Annotated in this window: 15 protein-coding genes and 1 pseudogene; 4 read left to right on the forward strand and 12 right to left on the reverse strand. The window is 72.0% G+C overall.

Features of this window, described 5'->3' with window-relative positions; translation table 11 throughout:
- The 3 genes from FK498_RS10435 to glgB form a co-directional block, all read left to right on the forward strand.
- Positions 1 to 1,979, forward strand: a 1,979-nt coding sequence (locus FK498_RS10435; protein ID WP_141854268.1) for an alpha-1,4-glucan--maltose-1-phosphate maltosyltransferase, incomplete at its 5' end; no start/stop codon positions are given.
- Entirely contained in the window at positions 1,976 to 5,218 is a 3,243-nt protein-coding gene (treS, locus tag FK498_RS10440) for a maltose alpha-D-glucosyltransferase (protein WP_141854270.1), read from the forward strand. The genes FK498_RS10435 and treS, both read left to right, overlap by 4 nt.
- Complete coding sequence (gene glgB, locus FK498_RS10445; protein ID WP_141854272.1) at positions 5,161 to 7,368, forward strand: 1,4-alpha-glucan branching protein GlgB; 2,208 nt, start codon at positions 5,161 to 5,163, stop codon at positions 7,366 to 7,368. The genes treS and glgB overlap by 58 nt, the downstream gene beginning before the upstream one ends.
- A gap of 405 nt (positions 7,369 to 7,773) precedes the next feature.
- Here the strand turns inward: glgB and phnE (FK498_RS10450) are convergent, their stop codons facing one another.
- The 7 genes from phnE (FK498_RS10450) to FK498_RS10480 form a co-directional block, all read right to left on the reverse strand.
- Entirely contained in the window at positions 7,774 to 8,553 is a 780-nt protein-coding gene (phnE, locus tag FK498_RS10450; RefSeq protein WP_237560911.1) for a phosphonate ABC transporter, permease protein PhnE, read from the reverse strand.
- Positions 8,554 to 8,591: 38 nt separating this feature from the next.
- Positions 8,592 to 9,395 carry a phosphonate ABC transporter, permease protein PhnE gene (gene phnE, locus FK498_RS10455; RefSeq protein WP_141854276.1) on the reverse strand — a complete coding sequence of 268 codons (804 nt, stop codon included), beginning with the start codon at positions 9,393 to 9,395 and terminating at the stop codon, positions 8,592 to 8,594.
- A gap of 5 nt (positions 9,396 to 9,400) precedes the next feature.
- Positions 9,401 to 10,231 carry a phosphonate ABC transporter ATP-binding protein gene (gene phnC / locus FK498_RS10460; RefSeq protein WP_141854278.1) on the reverse strand — a complete coding sequence of 277 codons (831 nt, stop codon included), beginning with the start codon at positions 10,229 to 10,231 and terminating at the stop codon, positions 9,401 to 9,403.
- 70 nt (positions 10,232 to 10,301) lie between these two features.
- Positions 10,302 to 11,297 (reverse strand): phosphate/phosphite/phosphonate ABC transporter substrate-binding protein, encoded by a 996-nt coding sequence (gene phnD / locus FK498_RS10465; protein WP_141854280.1) that lies wholly within the window; start codon positions 11,295 to 11,297, stop codon positions 10,302 to 10,304.
- A gap of 130 nt (positions 11,298 to 11,427) precedes the next feature.
- Positions 11,428 to 12,339, reverse strand: a complete 912-nt coding sequence (locus tag FK498_RS10470) for a metal ABC transporter solute-binding protein, Zn/Mn family (protein ID WP_141854282.1) — start codon at positions 12,337 to 12,339, stop codon at positions 11,428 to 11,430.
- Positions 12,340 to 12,353: 14 nt separating this feature from the next.
- The gene (locus FK498_RS10475; protein ID WP_141854284.1) at positions 12,354 to 13,211 is read right to left on the reverse strand and encodes a metal ABC transporter permease; all 858 of its coding nucleotides are present in this window, start codon (positions 13,209 to 13,211) and stop codon (positions 12,354 to 12,356) included.
- A 5-nt stretch (positions 13,212 to 13,216) separates the two neighbouring features.
- Positions 13,217 to 13,972: a metal ABC transporter ATP-binding protein gene (locus tag FK498_RS10480; RefSeq protein ID WP_141854286.1), complete on the reverse strand. Its 756-nt coding sequence runs from the start codon at positions 13,970 to 13,972 to the stop codon at positions 13,217 to 13,219.
- A 200-nt stretch (positions 13,973 to 14,172) separates the two neighbouring features.
- On the opposite strand from FK498_RS10480, the gene FK498_RS10490 reads away from it, so the two are divergent.
- Positions 14,173 to 14,508: a multidrug efflux SMR transporter gene (locus FK498_RS10490; RefSeq protein ID WP_141854290.1), complete on the forward strand. Its 336-nt coding sequence runs from the start codon at positions 14,173 to 14,175 to the stop codon at positions 14,506 to 14,508.
- Positions 14,509 to 14,520: 12 nt separating this feature from the next.
- On the opposite strand, the gene FK498_RS10495 is transcribed toward FK498_RS10490, so the two are convergent.
- From FK498_RS10495 to FK498_RS10515, 5 genes and pseudogenes are all read right to left on the reverse strand, one after another.
- Complete coding sequence (locus FK498_RS10495; protein ID WP_202614808.1) at positions 14,521 to 15,459, reverse strand: dihydrodipicolinate synthase family protein; 939 nt, start codon at positions 15,457 to 15,459, stop codon at positions 14,521 to 14,523.
- Complete coding sequence (locus FK498_RS10500) at positions 15,456 to 15,956, reverse strand: YcgN family cysteine cluster protein (protein ID WP_141854292.1); 501 nt, start codon at positions 15,954 to 15,956, stop codon at positions 15,456 to 15,458. The genes FK498_RS10495 and FK498_RS10500 overlap by 4 nt, the downstream gene beginning before the upstream one ends.
- A 40-nt stretch (positions 15,957 to 15,996) precedes the next feature.
- Positions 15,997 to 16,686, reverse strand: coding sequence for a lipid-binding SYLF domain-containing protein (locus FK498_RS10505; protein ID WP_141854294.1), 690 nt, complete (start codon positions 16,684 to 16,686; stop codon positions 15,997 to 15,999).
- Positions 16,687 to 16,738: 52 nt separating this feature from the next.
- The gene (locus tag FK498_RS10510) at positions 16,739 to 17,536 is read right to left on the reverse strand and encodes an ABC transporter permease (RefSeq protein WP_141854296.1); all 798 of its coding nucleotides are present in this window, start codon (positions 17,534 to 17,536) and stop codon (positions 16,739 to 16,741) included.
- An 85-nt stretch (positions 17,537 to 17,621) separates the two neighbouring features.
- Positions 17,622 to 18,572 (reverse strand): annotated as a pseudogene (locus FK498_RS10515) (hypothetical protein); the annotation flags it as partial.

Consider the following 18,572-nt stretch of genomic DNA (forward strand, 5'->3'; position numbering starts at 1 on the left):
GCCCGGAGCCTGCGGGCGCGCCGTGGCCGGCGGCGGCGGCGGCGGCCCAGCCGCGCATCGCGATCGAGGCCGTCTCGCCCGCGGTCGATGGCGGGCGGTTCGCGGTGAAGCGGATCGTCGGCGAGCTGGTCGAGGTCGAAGCGGACCTGATCTGCGACGGCCACGACCGGCTCGCCGGGGTGGTGCAGTTCCGCGCCGCCGACGAGGCCGAGTGGCGCGAGACCCGGCTCACGCTGGTCGCCAACGACCGCTGGCGCGGCGCCTTCCCGCTCGGCCGGCTGGGGCGTCACCTGTTCCGCATCGTCGCCTGGCGCGACGTGTTCGCCTCGTTCCGCGTCGAGCTCGAGAAGAAGCACGATGCCGGGCTGGACCTGACGCTCGAGCTCGAGGAGGGCACGCGGCTCGTCGCCGCGGCGGCCGCACGCGCGGGCGGCGCGCTCGCCGCCCTCGCGCAGCGCCTCGCCACGGCGGACGGCGCGACCCGGCTGTCGCTGCTGCTCGATCCCGGTACCGAGGCGCTGATGCGCGCCGCCGACGACCGCCCCTTCGCCGCCGCGAGCGCCGAGCACCCCGTGGAGGCGGAGCGGCGCGAGGCGCGCTTCGCCTCCTGGTACGAGCTCTTCCCGCGCAGCCAGTCGGGCGATCCGGCGCGCCACGGCACCTTCGCCGACGTGATCCGCCGCCTGCCCGAGATCCGCGATCTGGGCTTCGACGTGCTCTACTTCCCGCCCATCCACCCGATCGGGCGCACCAACCGCAAGGGGCGCAACAACAGCCTCACGGCCGGGCCGGACGATCCCGGCAGCCCGTACGCGATCGGCGCGGCCGAGGGCGGGCATGACGCGATCCATCCCGAGCTCGGCACGCTCGAGGACTTCCGTCGCCTGGTGGCGGCGGCGCAGGCCCACGGGCTCGAGATCGCGCTCGACTTCGCGATCCAGTGCAGCCCGGACCATCCGTGGCTCAAGCAGCATCCGGAGTGGTTCGCCTGGCGGCCGGACGGGTCGCTGCGCTACGCCGAGAACCCGCCCAAGAAGTACGAGGACATCGTCAATGTCGAGTTCTACGCGCCCGGCGCGGTGCCGTCGCTGTGGCTCGCTCTGCGCGATGTGGTGCGCTTCTGGGCGCGCGAGGGCGTGCGCACCTTCCGGGTGGACAACCCGCACACCAAGCCGCTGCCGTTCTGGGAGTGGCTGATCGCCGACATCCGCGCCGAGTTCCCGGACGCGATCTTCCTCTCCGAGGCCTTCACACGGCCGAAGATGATGTACCGTCTGGCCAAGCTCGGGTTCAGCCAGAGCTACACCTACTTCACGTGGCGCAACGAGAAGCGCGAGATCACGGAGTATCTCACCGAGCTGACGACCGCCGCGCCGCGCGACTTCTTCCGCCCGCACTTCTTCGTCAACACGCCCGACATCAACCCGCGCTTCCTCCAGACCTCGGGCCGGCCGGGCTTCCTGATCCGCGCCGCGCTCGCCACCACGCTCTCCGGGCTCTGGGGCATGACCGAGGGCTTCGAGCTCTGCGAGGCCGCAGCGCTTCCGGGCAAGGAGGAGTATTTCGACTCCGAGAAGTACCAGCTGCGCGCCTGGGATCGCGACCGGCCCGGCAACATCAAGGCCGAGATCGCGCGGCTGAACGCGATCCGCCGCGCCAATCCGGCGCTGCAGAGCCATCTCGGGCTTGCCTTCCACAACGCCTTCGACGACGCGGTGCTGTGGTACCGCAAGGCGACTCCCGACCGCTCCAACGTCGTGCTCGTGGCGGTGAGCCTCGATCCGCACCATGCACGCGAGGCGTCGGTCGAACTGCCGCTCTGGGAATGGGGCCTGCCCGACCATGCGGCACTCGAGGCCGAGGAGCTGATGACCGGCCACCGCTTCGTCTGGCGCGGCAAGATGCAGCAGATCAGGCTCGATCCGACCTGGCTGCCCTTCGCGATCTGGCGCGTCCACCCCGTGGGGCATGCGGCATGACCGAGCGCGATCCGCACTGGTACCGCGACGCGGTGATCTACCAGCTGCACGTGAAGAGCTTCTTCGACGCCAACGATGATGGCGTCGGCGACTTCGCGGGCCTGTTGAAGAAGCTCGACTACGTCGCCGAGCTCGGCGTGAACACGCTCTGGCTGCTGCCCTTCTATCCGAGCCCGCGCCGCGACGACGGATACGACATCGCCGACTACCGGAGCGTCCATCCCGACTACGGCACGCTCGCGGACGCGCGCCGCTTCGTGAAGGAGGCGCACAAGCGCGGCCTGAACGTGATCACCGAGCTCGTGATCAACCACACCTCCGATCAGCACCCCTGGTTCCAGCGTGCGCGCCGCGCCCCGCCGGGATCATGGCAGCGCGACTTCTACGTCTGGTCCGACAGCGACGACCGCTATGCCGGCACGCGCATCATCTTCCTCGACACCGAGACATCGAACTGGGCGTGGGACGAGGTGGCGCAGGCCTATTACTGGCACCGCTTCTACAGCCACCAGCCGGATCTCAATTTCGACAACCCGCGGGTGCTGCGCGCGGTCCTCTCCGTCATGCGGTTCTGGCTCGACATCGGTGTGGACGGGCTCAGGCTGGACGCCGTTCCCTATCTGGTCGAGCGTGAGGGAACCAGCAACGAGAACCTGCCGGAGACGCACGCGATCCTGAAGCGCATCCGCGCCGAGCTCGAGCGCCGCTATCCGGGGCGGATGCTGCTCGCGGAGGCGAACCAGTGGCCCGAGGACGTCAAGGAGTACTTCGGCGACGGCGACGAATGCCACATGGCGTTCCACTTCCCGCTGATGCCCCGCATGTACATGGCGATCGCGCAGGAGGACCGCTTCCCGATCACCGACATCCTGCGCCAGACGCCGGACATCCCGCCGGGCTGCCAGTGGGCGATCTTCCTGCGCAACCACGACGAGCTCACGCTCGAGATGGTGACCGACCGCGAGCGCGACTATCTCTGGGCGACCTACGCCGCCGACCGGCGTGCGCGGCTCAACCTGGGCATCCGCCGCCGCCTCGCCCCGCTGCTCGAGCACGACCGGCGGCGCATCGAACTGATGAACGGACTGCTGCTCTCCATGCCCGGCACGCCGATCATCTACTACGGCGACGAGATCGGCATGGGCGACAACATCTATCTCGGCGACCGCGACGGCGTGCGCACGCCGATGCAGTGGTCGCCCGACCGCAATGGCGGCTTCAGCCGCGCCGACCCCGCCCGCCTCGTCCTGCCGCCGATCCAGGACCCGATCTACGGCTACCAGGCGGTGAACGTCGAGGCGCAGTCGCGCGATCCGCACTCCCTGCTCAACTGGACGCGGCGCATGCTCGCGGTGCGCGCGCGCTCGAGGGCGTTCGGCCGCGGCACGCTGCGCCTTCTCTACCCCTCGAACCGCAAGGTGCTCGCCTATCTGCGCGAGGAGGGCGAGGACACGATCCTCTGCGTGTTCAACCTCTCGCGTGCGGCACAGGCCGTGGAGCTCGACCTCTCCGCGCTCGCCGGCCGGGTGCCTGTGGAGATGCTGGGCGGCACGCCGTTCCCGCCGATCGGCCGGCTCACCTATCTGCTCACCCTGCCGCCCTACGGGTTCTACTGGTTCCTGCTCGCCGAGCAGATGGCGATGCCGGCCTGGCACGTCAGCGCGCCCGAGCCGCTGCCGGAGCTGCGCACGATCGTGGTGCGCAACGACGCCACCGAGCTGCTCGGCGGGGCCGTCCGCCGCGAGCTCGAACGCGAGATCCTGCCCGCCTGGCTGCCGCTCCGCCGCTGGTTCGGCGCCAAGGGCGAGACCCCGCGCGAGGTGCGCATCGTCGCCCATGCGACCCTGCCGCATACCGGCGGCTATGTCGCGCTCGCCGAGCTGGAGGTGCGCCTCGACAGCCAGGTCGCGCACTACTTCCTGCCGCTCGCCGCGGTCTCGGAGGACACCGCGAGCCCGCTGCCGGCGCAGCTCGCGCTCTCGCGGCTGCGCCAGGTGCGCCGCGTCGGCTACCTCACGGATGCCTTCGCCTCCGAGGCGCTGGTGCCGGCGGTGCTCGCCTGCCTGCGCGAGGAGGCACGACTGCCGACCGAGCAGGGCGAGATCCGTTTCATTCCCGGCCCCGGTCTCGCGACGCTGGAGATCGCGCCCGGGGCCGAGACGCGGCGGCTTTCGGCCGAGCAGTCGAACTCCTCGCTGATCCATGGCGAGGCGGTGGTCCTGAAGCTCCTGCGCCGTGTCACGCCGGGCATCCATCCCGAGGCGGAGATGACGCGGCATCTGACGGCGGCGGGCTACCAGGGTGCGCCGGCACTGCTGGGCGAGGTGGTGCGCGTCGATCCGGAGGGCACGCCCTGGACGCTGATGCTGCTGCAGCAGTTCGTGCGCAATCAGGGCGATGGCTGGCAGTGGACGCTCGACTGGCTGCACCGCGTGCTGGACGAGGCCGCGCTCGTCGCGGAGGTTCCGACCGACGCGCTCGCCGGCTACCTGCCGATCGCCGCGGCGATCGGACGCCGGCTCGGCGAGTTGCACGCGATCCTCGCGCGCCCCTCCGACGTGCCGGACTTCGCGCCCGAGCGCGCCGGCGCCGAGCACGCCGAGGCCTGGGCCAAGGACACGCTCGCGCAGCTCGACCTCGCGCTCGCGGCACTCGCCGGCGCGGCAGTGCCGGAGGCGGCCATGCCCTTTGCCGCGGAACTGCGCACGGTGGCGAAACGGCTGCGCCGGGCCGTGCCGCGGCTTGCGCGCAGGGCCGTGGGCGCGCTGATGACGCGCCATCATGGCGACTTCCACCTCGGCCAGGTGCTGATCGCGCAGGGTGACGTGGTGATCGTCGACTACGAGGGCGAGCCAGCCCGTCCGCTCGCGGAGCGCCGCGCCAAGGCGAGCGCGCTGCGCGACGTCGCGGGGCTCCTTCGCAGCCTCGACTATGCCGCCGCGGTCGCGACCGCGCCCGAGATGACGGCGGCAGCCCTGGTTGCGCCGGCCGAACGGCGCGCGGCGATGATCGCGCGCTGGCGCGAGGAGGCCTCTGCCGCCTTCCTCGCAGCCTATCGCGAAGCGGTTGCGGCCGCGCCGCAGCGCCTCGTCGCGCCCTCGGCCGAGGCGGCGCTGCTCGACCTCTTCCTGGTGCAGAAGGCCGCCTATGAGGTGCGCTACGAGGCGGCGAACCGGCCCGAATGGCTGCCCGTGCCGCTCGGCGGGCTGCTCGGGCTCGCGGCGAGGATCGCGCCGTGAGCGCGCCGGCAATCGAGGCGCTGGTCGCCGGGCGGCATGGCGACCCGTTCGCCCTGCTCGGGCCGCATGCGGGCGAGGTGCGGCATTTCGCCCCCGGAGCGGAACGGGTCGAGGTCGTTGCGGGCGGTGTCGCGGTCGCGTTGCCGCTGATCCATCCGGCCGGGCTGTTCGGCGGCCCGGCGCCGAGTGCGGGCGGCTACATCCTGCGCATCCGCTGGCCGGGCGGGGTGATCCAGGAGACCGAGGATCCCTACGCCTTCGGCCTTCTGCTTGGCGAGATGGACGTCTATCTGCTCGCTGAGGGCACGCATCGCGAACTCGCCTCCGCGCTCGGCGCGCGGGCCATGACGATCGACGGCATCCCCGGCGTGCGCTTCGCGGTCTGGGCACCGAACGCGCGCCGCGTCTCGGTGGTGGGCGACTTCAACTGCTGGGACGGGCGGCGCCATCCGATGCGGCTCCGGCGCGAGGCCGGGGTGTGGGAGCTGTTCGTGCCGCGGCTCGGTCCGGGCACCCGCTACATGTACGAGATCATCGGCGCCGACGGCACGATGCTGCCGCTGAAGGCCGATCCGCTCGCGCGCCAGGCCGAGGCCGCGCCGGCGACCGCGAGCATCGTTGCCGATCCGCGCCCCTTCGCCTGGACGGACCAGGCCTGGATGGCCGGGCGCGCCGCGCGCCAGGCGTCGGACGCGCCGATCACCGTCTACGAGGTGCATGCCGAGTCCTGGATGGAGGGCGTCGGCGACTGGGACCGGCTGACCGAACGGCTGGTGCCCTATGTCGCCGGCATGGGCTTCACCCATGTCGAGCTCCTGCCCGTGATGGAGCATCCGTTCCGCGGCTCCTGGGGCTACCAGCCGCTCGGCCTGTTCGCGCCCTGCGCGCGGCTGGGACCGCCGGAGGGTTTCGCGCGCTTCGTCGATCGCTGCCATGCCGCCGGGATCGGCGTGATCCTCGACTGGGTGCCGGCGCATTTCCCGACCGACGCGCACGGCATGGGCCGCTTCGACGGCACGGCCCTCTACGAGCACGCCGATCCGCGCGAAGGCTTCCATCGCGACTGGAACACGCTGATCTACAATTTCGGCCGCCACGAGGTGCGGGCGTTCCTGATCGCCTCGGCGCTCCATTGGCTCGAGCACTTCCATGCTGACGGCCTGCGCGTCGACGCGGTCGCCTCGATGCTCTACCGCGACTACTCGCGCCGCGAGGGCGAGTGGGTGCCGAACGTGCATGGCGGACGCGAGAATCTGGAAGCGGTGTCGTTCCTGCGCGAGCTCAACGCGACGGTGCATGCACGCTGTCCGGGCGCGCTGATGATCGCCGAGGAGAGCACCGCCTGGCCGGGCGTCACCCATCCGACGGAACATGGCGGACTCGGTTTCGACCTGAAATGGAACATGGGCTGGATGCACGACACGCTCCATTACATGTCGCGCGATCCTGCCCATCGGAAGTGGCACCACAACGAGATCACCTTCGGGCTGGTCTATGCCTGGAGCGAGCGCTTCCTGCTGCCGCTCTCGCACGACGAGGTGGTGCACGGGAAGGGCTCGCTCTACGGCAAGATGCCCGGCGACGACTGGCAGAAGCGCGCGAACCTGCGCGCGCTCTTGACCCTCCAGTGGACGCATCCCGGCAAGAAACTGCTGTTCATGGGCGGCGAACTCGCCCAGCCCACCGAGTGGAACCACGACACGGGGCTGCCCTGGCACCTGCTCGATGATCCGCGTCACGCCGGCGTGCAGCGCCTGGTGCGCGACCTCAACCGGATCAGCCGCACCCTGCCCGCGCTGCACCGCGCCGATACGACGCACGAGGGCTTCGCCTGGGTGGTGGGCGACGATGCGGCGCAGAGCGTGTTCGCCTTCCTTCGCCGCGCCGGCGGCGACCTCGCCCTGGTGGTGCTGAACCTCACCCCGGTGCCGCGCCTGGACTACCGCATCGGTGTGCCGTGCGGCGGGGTCTGGCGCGAGGTGCTGAACAGCGACGCCGGGGCGTATGGCGGCAGCAATCTCGGCAATGGCGGTGCCGTGCACGCCACCGAGGCGCACGCGCACGGCCATCCGCACATGCTGTCGCTGACCCTGCCGCCGCTTGGTGCCCTGATCCTCGTGCCGGAACGCCAGGCCGCGTGGCAAACCTGATCCATAGTCGGATGGGTCGGGTTGACGTGCTCCGCGCGGTTTGAGCCGAGGACAGGTCGGATCCGTCGAGGAGCGTCGCACGGCGACGGAGCCGGCTCAGCGCGGGACGGATCCTCGGGCGCGTGGAGGAGGATGATACCCTCCGCACAAAGGCTCGACCTTTGTGCGGAGGGTATCGCGCCTCGGCAAGGCCGGGCTCCAGGTCAGGCTCGCCGCGACCGCCTACACCCGGCGTCGCACCGCGACGCTGATCGGTGCAGCGGCTTGAGAGGGGCGGGCCCTGTCCGCAGCCTGGTCGGCGCACAACAAACGGCGGGATCTTCCAGACGCCCGGCCGATTCCTGCCCCGGCGGCCTCAAGACAGGCGAAACCGCAGGCCGCAGGCCCGCCCGCCCACAGGGCTCATCAGATGATGGCGTGGCGTACCCGCGCCGAGAGCCACTCGCTGACCACCACGGTGCCGAGGATTAGGATCAGGATCATCGACACCTGCGGCCAGGCGAGCGTGTTGATGCTCGCCTGGAGCTGCATGCCGATGCCGCCCGCGCCCACCAGCCCCAGCACTGTCGCCTCGCGGATGTTGATGTCCCAGCGGAACACGCTGATCCCGGCGAAGGCGGGCATCACCTGCGGCACGATCCCCCAGGCGAGCACCTGGGCTCTTCCGGCGCCGGTCGCCGTCACCGCCTCCACCTGGGTGGGATCGATCTCCTCGATCGCCTCGTAGAGCAGCTTGCCGATGAAGCCGATCGAGCGGAGCGCGATCGCGAGGATGCCGGCGAGCATGCCGGGGCCGAAGATGATCACCAGGATCAGCGCCCAGATCAGGCTGTTCACAGACCGCGAGGCGACGATCACGAACAGCGCGACCGGGCGCACGAGCAGGGCCGACGGTGTCGTGTTGTACGCGGCCAGGAAGGCCACCGGCACGGCGGTCGCGATCGCCAGCACCGTGCCCAGTGTCGCGATGTTGAGCGTATCCCACATCGCCCGCCAGAGCTCGTGGGCGTAGGACCAGCGCGGCGGCACGCTGCGTTCGAGCAGATCCGCCGCCTGGGCCGGCGCGTCCCACACGAAGCCCCAGATCGTCCGGTCTGAGATGAACTGGAAGCAGAGGACCGTGAGCGCGACCCCGATCAGCCAGCCCAGCCACGCGACGAGATCGCCCGCCCTCGTCCGGCGCATCCAGACCCGCGTTCCCTGCTCGTGCGTGACCACCGGCATCACTGCACCGCCCGGCGGATGAACCCGCTCGCGTACTCGCAGGCCAGCACGATCGCGATGATGATCAGCAGCACCGCCGCGGCCGTGCCGAACTCGTAGCGGTCGAGCGCGTTGTTCAGCGTGTCGCCGATCCCGCCGGCGCCGACCAGCCCGAGGACCGCGCTCTCGCGGAAGTTGATGTCGAAGCGGTAGGCGGAGAGCCCGATGAAGCGCGGCAGCACCTGCGGCTGAATGCCCCAGGCGAGGAGCTGGAACCAGGACGCGCCGGTCGCGCGCACCGCCTCCGCCTGCGACCGCTCGATGTCCTCGATGTCCTCCGCGAGCAGCTTGGCCATGAAGCCGATCGTCGCGAAGGCGAGGGTGATCATGCCGGCGAGCGGACCGAAGCCGAACATGGCGACGAACAGGATCGCGATGATCACCTCCTGGAAGGTGCGGCTGATCGCGATGACCGCGCGGCAGAACAGGTAGACCGGCAGGGGGGCGAGGTTGCGCGCCGCCCCCAGCGCGACCGGCACCGACAGGATGACGCCGAAGACGGTCGAGGTGACCGTCATGGTCAGGCTCTCGAGCAGGCCCTCCTCGATCTCGCGCCAGTGCGAGGCGAAGTCGGGCGGGAAGAACGCGGCGAGGAAGCGGCCGCCGCGCTCGATCCCCTCGGCCGCGCGCTGCCAGTTCACCTCCAGCGTGCCCAGTGCCAGGACGAGGTAGAGGAGGGCGCCGCCATAGACGGCCCAGCGCAGCCATGCCGCCTCGATCAGCGGCGGCGGGCGCCAGGCGAGGGCGGCGGCGCGGGCATCCATCCCCGTCAGTCCGCGGCGGCGATCCGCGCCGCCTCGACGGAGGGTGGCTCGTCTCCGTCCCCGTCCCCGTCCTCGACCTTGCGGATGGTCGCCGACCAGTCCTCCTCGCCGTAGATCGTGGTCAGCACCTCCGGCGTCAGCGCGGCGGCGGGACCGTCGAACACGATCCGCCCGGCATGCAGCCCGACGATCCGCTCGGCGAAGAGCTGGGCGAGGGCGACGTCGTGGATGTTGATGATGGCGGCGAGGTTCCGCTCCTTCGCGAGCTCGATGATCAGCCGCATGATCTGCCGGCTGGTTTTCGGGTCGAGGCTCGCAGTCGGCTCGTCCACCAGCAGCAGTTCGGGATCCTGCATCAGCGCGCGCACGATGCCGACGCGCTGGCGCTGCCCGCCCGAGAGCGCGTCGGCCCGCTTGTCCACCATGTGGTCCAGCCCGACGCGCGCGAGCAGGCGGAACGCCTCCTCGATGTCGGCGAGCGGGAAGCGGCGGAACCACGACCGCCAGAAGCCGACATAGCCGAGCCGTCCCGACAGCACGTTCTCCATCACGGTCAGCCGCTCGACCAGGGCGTATTCCTGGAAGATCATGCCCATGCGCCGGCGCGCACGCCGCAGCGCGCGGTCGCCCAGCCGGGTGATCTCGGTCGCGCCGAGCCGCACCGCGCCCGCGGTCGGCTCCACGAGCCGGTTGACGCAGCGGATCAGCGTCGACTTGCCCGCGCCGGAGGGCCCGATCAGCGCCATCACCTGCCCCTTCGGCACGGTGAGCGAGACGCCGTCGAGGGCGAGGTCGCCTGTGGGGTAGCGCTTGGTCAGCCCTTCGATCACCAGCATCGCGGCGCCCCCGGCGATGATGCGGGTGGCCGGGCCGTGCCGGCCACCCCGTCCATGGCCCGATGCGCGATCAACGGCAGGCGTAGGAGACGTTCATCGCCTTGTCGATGTCACGCACCACCGCCCAATGCTCCTTGTAGGTGATCGGGATGAACTTCTCCTGCGGCGGTTGGCTCTTCTGGAACTCCGCGAGCAGGGCCGAGCCGTCCCACGGGAAGCTGAAGAACGCCTCGCGGATCTTCGCTTGCAGCTCGGGCCGGAGGTTGTAGACGTGGCCGTAGCCGGTGGTCGGGAAGGGCGGGCTGCGGTAGATCGACCGGATGCGCGCGGGATCGACGGCATTGCGCGCCACCATCCGCGCCATTACCGAGTTGGCGATCGCGGCGGCGTCGTAGTCCTTGTTGGCAACGCCGATGATGCTGTTGTCATGCCGGCCCGAGAAGGCCGGCTTGAAGTCGCGCTCGGCCAGCATGTTGAACTGGCTCGCCAGCAGGGCCGACGGCGCCTTGAAGCCCGAGTTCGAGGTGGGCGCGGTGAAGGCGATCGTGCGGCCCTTCAGATCCTCGATCCGCTGCACCGGGCTGTCGGCCGGCACGATGATCTCCATGTTGTAGCCGAACTCGCCCTCGCGCGAGGCCATCATCGCGAAGGGCACGAAGCCGGCGCAGTTCACCGCGAGCGGGTTCGATCCGGTGTTGAAGCCGGCGACGTGCAGGCGACCGGCGCGCATCGCCTCGATCTGGGCCGCGTTCGACTGCACGGCGAAGAACTGCACGCGCTTGCCGGTGGCCTTGGCGAGATGGTCCATGAAGCCCTGCCAGACCGAACGGTACACGGCAGGATCCTCGACGGGGGTGTAGGCGAAGACGAGGACGGAGGGATCGACGAGCTGGCCCGGATCGGTCGGGGTATCCGCGACGAGATCTCCGTCGCGGTCGCAGAAGCGGGCATCCAGCGTCCCTCGCGGGCAGTCCTGCGCCGCCTGTGCCGCAGCCCCCCTCGGGGCCAGGGCGGCGGCCGCCACCAGCAGCCCGATCAGCCCCAACCGTCGCGTCGCATCGATCATCCCGGTCTCTCCCTGTTGCCGGTCGCGGCAGGCCGCCTTGGCCCGTCCGAGACGGGGCCGACTTAGTGTTGCGCCATGCATAGGGCAAATGACCGAAGGATGACAAATGCTGCACCGCGGCAGCGTCCCGTCATCCCGCCAGGGCCGCGGCGATGCGCGCGGTGTTGGTGCGGATCATCGCCTCGTAGGTCGGCGCCGGGCCGTCCGGCGGAGAGAGCGCGTCCGAGTAGAGCGTGCCGCCGACACGCGCGCCGGATTCGGCGGCGACCTGTTCGAGGATGCGCGGATTGGCCATGCCCTCGATGAAGATCGCGCGGATGCGCTCGCGCCGGATCTGCTGCACCAGCCGGGCGATCCCGGCCGCCGAGGGCTCGCCGCGGGTCGTGACGCCCTGGGCGGCGAGGAAGTCGATGCCGTAGCGCTCGCCGTAATAGGCGAAGGCGTCGTGGCTGGTGACGACGCGTCGCTGCGCGCGCGGGATGTCGGCGTACTGCGCCTCCACCCAGGCATGCAGCGCCTCGAGGCGTTCGTTGTAGCGTGCGGCGTTCGCCTCGTACGCCGCCTTCCCCGCCGGGTCGGCGGCGGCGAGCCCGGCGGCGATGCGGCGCACCATCACCTGCGCCCGCTTCGGGTCCTGCCAGATGTGCGGATCGGTCTCGCCGTGCCCGTGCCCGTGCCCGTGCGCGTGCGCGTGCCGCGCGCGCAGGGTGCGGATGCCGCGGCTCGCCACGATCTCGGTGCCCTGGAAGTTCGCGGCCCGGATCAGGCGCGTCATCCAGCCCTCGAAGCCGAGCCCGTTCAGCACCACCACGCGCGCGGCCGCGATCCGCCGCGCGTCGCCCGGCGTGGGCTGGAACGCGTGCGCGTCCTGGTCGGGGCCGACCAGCGTGTCGATGCGCACGCGCTCGGCTCCGACCTCGCGCACGAGATCGGCGAGGATCGAGAACGAGGCCACCACTTGGACCGGGTCGGCGGCGCGCGCGCCGGGCGGGAGCAAGGCCAGCGCGGCGGTGCCCAGCAGGACATGACGTCGTGTCGGCATCGGAACCTCCGTGTTCAGCCGGCGTAGTGCGGCCGGCGCAGCACCCGCGCGAGCAGCGATCCCTCGCGCCCGGCTGCGAGCGAAACGATCCAGAGGGCGCCGGCGGTCAGCACGATCGCCGGGCCGGTCGGCACGTCGGCATGGAAGGAGAGCGCGAGCCCGGCCGCCGAGGCGAGCATCGCGAGCACGGACGCCACCACGACCTGGCCGCCGAGCGTGGCCGCCCAGAACCGCGCGGCGGTCGCCGGCAGCATCATCAGCCCGACCGCCATCAGCGTGCCGAGCGCGTGGAACGCCGCGACCAGGTTCAGCACCACGAGCGCGAGGAAGCCGAGATGCCAGACCGCGCCGCGGCCGCGCGCGGCGCGCAGGAAGCCCGGATCGAAGGTCTCGATCACGAACGGCCGCCACAGGATCGCCAGCATGATCAGTGTCACGCTCGCGGTGCCGGCCATGAACAGCAGGGCCGGATCGTCCACCGCGAGCACGGCGCCGAACAGCAGCGCCATCAGGTCGATCCGTCCGCCGCTCGCCGAGACGATCGCCACGCCGAGGGCGAGGGCGACCAGATAGAACCCGGCGAGCGAGGCGTCCTCGCGCAGCGCCGTGCCGCGGGCGGCGAGCCCGGCGCCCAGCGCCACCGCGAGCCCCGCGAGCACCCCGCCCGCGCTCATCGCCACGAGCGAGAGGCCGAACAGCGCGGCCGCCAGGGCGACACCGGGCAGGATCGCATGGCCGAGCGCATCGCCGATGAGCGAGAGCCGCCGCAGCACCAGGAACACGCCGAGCGGCGGCGCGGAGAGCGAGAGCGCGAGGCAGCCCGCGAGCGCGCGGCGCATGAAGGCGAACTCGAGGAACGGGTCGAGCAGCATGGCCGTCAGGCGGCGCGGCGCGACTCGCCGCGCGTGCAGATCGCGGCATCCTCGTCCCAGGCCTCGGCCATCATGCGCGCGCGGAACAGGTTGGCGGAGGTGAGCGCCGTCCCGGTCGGCCCCCAGGCGATCGCCTCGCGCGCGAGCAGGAGCGCGTCGGGGAAGTGGGCGCGCACCATCTCGAGGTCGTGCAGCACGGCGATCACGGTGCGGCCCTCGCCGTGCCAGCCCGTCACGACCCGCATCAGGTCGGCCGTGGTGCGCGCATCGATCGCGGTGAAGGGCTCGTCGAGCAGCACCACCGGCGCGTCCTGCAGCAGCATGCGCGCGAACAGCACGCGCTGGAACTGCCCGGCCGACAGCGTCGCCAGCGGACGCCGCGCGAAGCCGTCGAGCCCGACCGCGGCGAGCGCGTCGGCGACGCGCGCCGCCGCCGCGCCGGTGATGCGGCGGAATGCGCCGATGCGACCCCAGTGCCCCATCGCCACCACCTCGGCGCAGGCGAGCGGGAAGGTCCGGTCCAGCGCCGCCTGCTGCGGCAGATAGGCGATGTCGCGCGGATCGATCCCGCCGCGGTCGATCCGGCCCTGGTCGAGCGGCAGCTCGCCGATCAGGGCACGGAGCAGTGTCGTCTTGCCCGCGCCGTTCGGCCCGACGATCGCGGTCATGCTGCCGGGCGCGAAGGTGCCCGAGAGGTGGTGCACCGCCGGACGGCGCCGGTAGGCGACCGTGACGTCGCTGAGGCGGATCGGCGCGATCATGCCATCGCCCAGAGCACGAGCGCCCAGAGCGCGGCGAGGAGGGGCGCGACCAGGGCAAGGCGCTGGCCCGCGCCGGCGACGAGCGAGAGGGGAGCACGCATGGTTACTTTATAACATGACATGCCCCCCCGACCAAGCCGGCGCGCGCCGCCGCCGTCCGGCATGCGAAGCTGCATCTCCGCCAGCCTCCGGGAGTCGCCATGCCCCAGCTCGCCCTTGCCGTCGCGATCGTCTGCGAGGTGATCGCCACCGCCGCCCTCAAATCCTCGGACGGGTTCACCCGCCTCTGGCCGAGCCTGGCCGTGATCGCGGGCTACGGGCTCGCCTTCTATGCGCTCTCGCTCGCCCTGCGCGCGATCCCGGTGGGGGTCGCCTACGCGATCTGGTCCGGGGTCGGCATCGTCGGCATCGCGCTGATCGGCCGGGTCGTGTTCCGCCAGACGCTCGATGCGCCGGCGCTGATCGGCATCGGCCTGATCCTCGCCGGCGTGCTGGTGCTGAACCTGTTCTCGGCGAGCGTGAAGGGGACGGGCTGAGCCGTCCCCGCGCTAAGCGGCGCGCTTCAGCCCGCCGATCCCGGTCGCGTCGAAGGCGGCGAGGAAGGGCGCCACCTGCTCGGCCTTCAGGGCCATGTTGGGGGGGCGGATCGTCCGCCAGCCGGGATTGCCGGTCGCGCGCGCGACGATCTCGCGCAGGCCCGCGATCAGCGGCACCGAGGTGCAGACCTTGCGCGTCGCCGTCAGCACGGCCTGCGCGGCCTCGGCCGTGGCCTCGTCGCCGGCGCGGAACGCCGCGACCACGCGCCCGCCCGCGGTGCAGTTCACGTTCGCGGCCGCCGTGATGCAGCCTGCCCCGCCCTCGCGCAGGATGCGCAGCAGGAACTCGTCGGAGCCGGAATAGACCTCGAAGCCCTCCGCGCCGAAGGCGTCGATCATCGCCTTCATGTTCGCGTAGTCGCCGGAGCTGTCCTTCATGCCCTTGATCGTGCCGGGGAAGGCCCGCATCAGCCGGTCGATCAGGCCGAGCGAGAACGGCACCGCGGATTGCTGCGGGAAGTGGTAGAGGTAGACCCTGATCCCGCCCCCCACGCGCTCGATCACCTCGGCGAAATACGCGAACAGCCCGTCCTCGCTCGGGTTCTTGTAGTAGAAGGGCGGCAGCATCAGCACGCCCGGGCAGCCGAGCGCCTTGGCCCGCCTGGTCAGCTCGACGCTGTCGGTGAGCGCCGCGCAGCCCGTGCCCGGCATCATCCGCGCCGCCGGAATGCCGGCCTCGACCAGCCCCTCCATCACCGCGATGCGTTCGGCCACCGAGAAGCTGTTCGCCTCGCCCGTGGTGCCCAGCACGCCGAGCCCGTCGCAGCCGTTGGCGAGCAGCCAGCGGCAATGCTCGGCCATCAGCGCGATGTCGGGCGCGAGGTCGGGCGTCATCGGCGTCAGCACCGCGGCGTTCACGCCGCCATAGATCGCGTCGTCCAGCATGGTCATGGGCGTGTCCTTCCCTGGTCCGCCGGCGGAGTAGCGCCCTTCGCCCCCTTTGGCCAGCGCCGAGGCCAGGAGGCGACATGTCGCTCGAGCGCCCCTGCCTCGCGTTCGGCGACGGCGCGGCCGCGCACGGAGATGCCCGCCCGGTGCACGCTCTCCGGATCGCCCGAGACCAGCGGATGCCACCAGGCGAGCGGCTCTCCCGCGGCGCGCAGCCGGTAGGCGCAGGTGGGCGGCAGCCAGTCGGCCGCGCGCACCTCCGCGGGTGTCAGCCGCACACAGTCGGGCACGCGGACGTGGCGGCGCGGATAGTCGGTGCAGCGGCAGCGCTCGAGGTCGAGCAGCCGGCAGGCGACCGCGGTGTAGGCGAGCGCCCCGTCATCCGGGTCGCGCAGCTTGTGCAGGCAGCAGCGGCCGCAGCCGTCGCACAGCGCCTCCCACTCGGCGGGCGTCAGCTCCTCGAGCGTCTTCGTCTCCCAGAAGGGGCGCGCGTCCGGCATCGGACCGGACGCTACGCCTGCCGGGCCGGCGGGGGAAGCGCTACTCCTGGCTCCAGCGGATCAGCGCGGCGCGCAGGTTGTCGGAGCCCGGATTGTGCGCCTCCATGGTCAGCACGATCTGCTCGGGGCTGACCGGCCGGCCGTAATAGGCGGCGTTCTCCTCGTTGCGCCGGGCGATGATCGAGCCCTCGAGCGAGATCCCCGCGTAGAGCCCGCGCGACTTCGCCACCGACACCACGTCGGCGCGCAGCGCCGCGGTCGTCGCGCCCGCGATCCCCGCGCCGATCGTCGCGACCGCGAGCGCGGCATCGGCGCCGAACTTGAACTGGCTCTGCAGCATCGCGTTCAGCGCGCGGTCGTTCATGATGAACAGCATGACCTGGCTGTCGGTGATGCCGATCTGCAGGCCGAGGCTCGCCGAGCCGAGGCCGTAGAAGGCGGGGCTCGACCAGGTGCCAGCGCCGTCGCGCGCGACCAGGACGCCGGAGCCGCCCTCGCCGCCCAGGATGAAGCCGCCGCGGAAGACGCGCGGGAAGATCATCACCGCGCGCGCCCGGCGCAGCACCTGGCGCAGGTCCGCGCCGAACTCGCCGCCCATCAGCTCGTTCACGGTCAGCGTGGCGCGATCGACCAGCGCCTGCTGCTCCGCCTGGGCGGCGGCCGGCCGGGGCAGCAGCGGCGCCGCGGCGGCGGCGGCGAGGAGCCCGCGGCGGGTGGGAGACCACGTCATGCCAACCTCCTTCTGCCGGGTGGCGCGAATCGGCGGCAAGCCTAGCATGCCCTCACTCGCCGACGTTGAGCAGCAGCCCCTTGCGGCGGGCGGTGCGGAACACGGCGGTGAAGAGGGCGCCGGCCGCGCCCAGCCACGCGAGGTTCAACGCCGCCGCGGAGGCGAGGTTCCCGGCGGCGAAGCGCCCCTCCAGCAGGGCCGCGCGCATGCCCTCGAACACATGGGTGGCCGGGATCGCGAGCGCGACCGGCTGCAGCCAGGGCGGCAGCACCGCGACCGGGTAGAACACCGCCGAGAGGGGGGCGAGGCCGAACAGCACCGACCAGGCGAGCGCCTCGGCGCCGGCGCCGTAGCGCAGCACCATCGCCGTCACCGCCAGCGCCACCGCCCAGCCCATCGCCATCAGGTTGGCGAAGAAGAGCGGCAGGGCCGGGCCGATCGCGAGGATGTCGAAACGGTAGAGCGCCCAGGCGAGCAGGATCGCCGGCACGATCCCCGCGAGCATGCGCAACACGCTCATCGCGACGAGCCCGCCGACCAGCTCCCAGGGCCGGATGGGGGCCACGAACAGGTTGCCGAGGTTGCGCGACCACACCTCCTCGAGGAACGAGATGGCGAAGCCCATCTGGCTCCTCAGGCACACCTCCCAGAGCAGCACCGCGCCGATCAGCACGCCCGAGGCGGCGGCCGCCCAGCCGGACTGGCGGACCATGAACTCGGTGACGAAGCCCCAGATGCACATCTGCAGCACGGGCCAGTAGGCGAGCTCCACCAGCCGCGGCCAGGAGCGGCGGTAGAGCGCGAGGTGGCGGTAGACCAGTCCCCAGATGCGGCGGAACGCGCCGGTCATCGAACCCTCCTGCGCGCCGGGATAGGGCGTCCGGGCGCGGGCGGCAACGGCGCGACCGCCGGAGCCGGCGGCCGGGCGCGCCGCCTCACGGCCGCCACGGCAGCGTGCCCGCCGGCAGCCGCCGCGCCGCCAGCGTCGCCGCCGCCATCAGCGCCGCCATCAGGGCGAGCGCGAGGCACGACACCGCGGCTGCCTGCGCCGACTGGCCGCTGTCCTGGAGCGTGAACACCAGCACGCCGAGCGTCTGCGTGCCCGGCCCGTAGAGCAGCACCGACACCTGCAGCTCGTTGATCGCGGTCAGCGCCACCAGGATCGCCCCGGCGGCGAGCGCGGGGGCGAGCGGCGGGGCGTGGATCGAGACGACGCGGCGCAGCGTGCCGGCACCCACGCCGCGCGCGGCATGATCCAGCAGCGGATCGAGCCGCGCCGCCGCAGCCGCCGCGGGGCGCAGCGCCAGCGCCTGGAAGCGCGTCAGATAGGCGAGCAGGATCACCGCGAGCGAGCCGTAGAGCGCCATCCCGCCCGGCACCGACAGCACCACCAGGATCGCGGCCACCGCGGTGCAGGTGCCGGGCAGGGCATAGGGCAGGTCGGCGGCGGCCGAGCCGACCCGCACCTCGCGCCGGCGCAGGCTGAGCGCGATCGGCAGCGCAGCCAGCGCCAGGATCGCGGCCGCGCCGAGCGAGAGCGCAAGCGAGTTGCCGATCGCGCGCAGGGTGTGCGACCCGGCGGCGAGCGCGGCGGTGAAGTTGCGCAGCGTCACCGTATCGGCGCCGATCGGCACCCCCGTCGCCGGCACCAGCGCGGCGGCGGCGAGTGCCGCGAGCGGCACCAGAAGCACCGCCGCGAGATAGGCGAGGACGAGCGCGGCGACGGGCCAGCGCGCCGCGCCGAGCGGGATCGGCGCGACGGGCCGCCGGCCGCCGGTCTGAGACCGCCTGCCGCCGCCCTGCGGGCCATTCGCGCCCTCCTGGCGGCCGGCGTGCTGCTGCTCATCGGCCTCTCCGCCGCGACAGCGCGACCCGCGGAACAGGCC

The sequence above is a fragment of the Elioraea sp. Yellowstone genome, assembly GCF_006704265.1.
GTDB lineage: Bacteria > Pseudomonadota > Alphaproteobacteria > Acetobacterales > Acetobacteraceae > Elioraea.

Excerpts from the sequence above, each read along its gene's own strand:
- phnE (WP_141854276.1), bottom strand. The coding sequence starts at position 9,395 with ATGGATGCCCGCGCCGCCGCCCTCGCCTGGCGCCCGCCGCCGCTGATC.
- phnD (WP_141854280.1), bottom strand. The coding sequence starts at position 11,297 with ATGATCGATGCGACGCGACGGTTGGGGCTGATCGGGCTGCTGGTGGCG.
- phnC (WP_141854278.1), bottom strand. The coding sequence starts at position 10,231 with ATGCTGGTGATCGAAGGGCTGACCAAGCGCTACCCCACAGGCGACCTC.
- FK498_RS10480 (WP_141854286.1), bottom strand. The coding sequence starts at position 13,972 with ATGATCGCGCCGATCCGCCTCAGCGACGTCACGGTCGCCTACCGGCGC.
- FK498_RS10470 (WP_141854282.1), bottom strand. The coding sequence starts at position 12,339 with ATGCCGACACGACGTCATGTCCTGCTGGGCACCGCCGCGCTGGCCTTG.
- FK498_RS10500 (WP_141854292.1), bottom strand. The coding sequence starts at position 15,956 with ATGCCGGACGCGCGCCCCTTCTGGGAGACGAAGACGCTCGAGGAGCTG.
- FK498_RS10510 (WP_141854296.1), bottom strand. The coding sequence starts at position 17,536 with ATGACCGGCGCGTTCCGCCGCATCTGGGGACTGGTCTACCGCCACCTC.
- FK498_RS10505 (WP_141854294.1), bottom strand. The coding sequence starts at position 16,686 with ATGACGTGGTCTCCCACCCGCCGCGGGCTCCTCGCCGCCGCCGCCGCG.
- FK498_RS10475 (WP_141854284.1), bottom strand. The coding sequence starts at position 13,211 with ATGCTGCTCGACCCGTTCCTCGAGTTCGCCTTCATGCGCCGCGCGCTC.
- phnE (WP_237560911.1), bottom strand. The coding sequence starts at position 8,553 with ATGCGCCGGACGAGGGCGGGCGATCTCGTCGCGTGGCTGGGCTGGCTG.
- treS (WP_141854270.1), top strand. The coding sequence starts at position 1,976 with ATGACCGAGCGCGATCCGCACTGGTACCGCGACGCGGTGATCTACCAG.
- FK498_RS10495 (WP_202614808.1), bottom strand. The coding sequence starts at position 15,459 with ATGACCATGCTGGACGACGCGATCTATGGCGGCGTGAACGCCGCGGTG.
- FK498_RS10490 (WP_141854290.1), top strand. The coding sequence starts at position 14,173 with ATGCCCCAGCTCGCCCTTGCCGTCGCGATCGTCTGCGAGGTGATCGCC.
- glgB (WP_141854272.1), top strand. The coding sequence starts at position 5,161 with ATGGCTGCCCGTGCCGCTCGGCGGGCTGCTCGGGCTCGCGGCGAGGAT.